Here is a 1,354-nt window from a genome sequence, read left to right on the forward strand (position 1 = left end):
GTGCTGTGGGAGGAAGCCCGCGACGCCCACCTGGAACGCCTCGCCGGCGAGCAGCCCCGTGTCACCTGAGCACGCACCACGCCGGTCCCAGGTCGTCCTGGTGGAGCCCGCGCTGAGCCAACTGGCGAAGCTCACGGCGACCGAGACGCACCGCCTGGACCGCGCGATCGTCGCGATCAGCGTCAACCCCGAGCTGGGCACACCGGTGCCCGACACGCTGCTGCGCGACTACGTCGACGACGTCGACGAGGTCCGGGTGATCTACTACGTGACCGCCCTTCGGCAGATCACGATCGTCGCCTACGTTGAGGCGTAGGAGTCTCCCGAACACACGTACAGCGCTCCGACCACTGGTTGGTCCGGGGCGTTGTTGCGTGCAGTAAGGGGGCGGTGGATGGTGGTGCCGCTGCCGGAGAGCGTTGACATTGCACGGCCGACGGCCGGCAAGAAGGTGTCTGCTGTATGGCGGCCGCACACCAGGCCATCGCGCCCGAGCGGCGGATCGCCCCGGCCATCGCGGCGGGCCGTGGAGCGGCAAATCCTGTGCGATGCGTGAACTGTCCCACCGAGCGTTCCCATAGCCGGAGACGCTGGCGGACGATGCGTCGGCCCCGATCGAGCAGGCCCGCGTCCAGCGCCGCCGGAAGGCTGCGGCGACCGGCAGGGTCGGAACGGCCGCCACGGTCCCCGGCGTGTCCCACTGCGGGACCACCCCACCGCGTCCATGCCAGAAGTCTGTCCTGGCCGTACTGATCCTGTCCCTGCTTTGCCCCTGAAACAGAGCGGGCACACCAGTGGAGTCGGAGGGTTCGCCCGTACGAACTACCCGGTGGTGGGGGCTCGGCGGTCTAGACGAGCTGTGCCAGCGAGCACGCCTGGCGGGCGGTCTGGATGAACAAAGGGGTGGGCGTCGCCCCAGTCCACGGGCGTGGCTCATCCTGGGGACTGGGCCGGGCAGCGACGCCGTGACGGTGTTGATCATGTGGTGGAAGTCCCGCCACATGACATCACGACGGGCCTGCCATCGTCTTCCTCGTCCGGGTCGGCGCCGATGCGGCTCGGACCAGCCCAGCGGGAGGCTCTTCTGCCGTAGCGCGCACGGTCCAGGGGATCTACTCGGGCTCGCCACGGCGCAGCAGGTCGGGGCGGGCGTCTGCAACGGAGAAGGCCCGCCTGAGCGGTTCCAGCAGTTCGCGTTCGATGCGGTAGACCCGGGCCTGCTCGTCCCGCTGCAACAGCTTGACCCCGCTGGCCGGGCCCATACGGCGTACCACCGCCTGAACGCTGGTCAGCGTCCCGCCGATCGCTGAGCGGGGACTGTGGCCGGCGAAGTACTGCTGCACCGAACCGTACG

General features: G+C 69.6%; 1 protein-coding gene and 1 pseudogene. One reads left to right on the forward strand and one right to left on the reverse strand.

Annotated elements, in window-relative coordinates; all coding sequences use genetic code 11:
* Positions 1-316 (forward strand): hypothetical protein (locus tag RM812_RS41700; protein ID WP_311586163.1); only part of this gene is annotated, 316 nt, incomplete at its 5' end.
* A 796-nt stretch (positions 317-1,112) separates the two neighbouring features.
* Here the strand turns inward: RM812_RS41700 and RM812_RS41705 are convergent.
* Positions 1,113-1,354: pseudogene (locus RM812_RS41705) on the reverse strand (hypothetical protein); the annotation flags it as partial.

The organism is Streptomyces lancefieldiae (assembly GCF_031845825.1).
In the GTDB taxonomy this organism is placed as follows: domain Bacteria; phylum Actinomycetota; class Actinomycetes; order Streptomycetales; family Streptomycetaceae; genus Streptomyces; species Streptomyces lancefieldiae.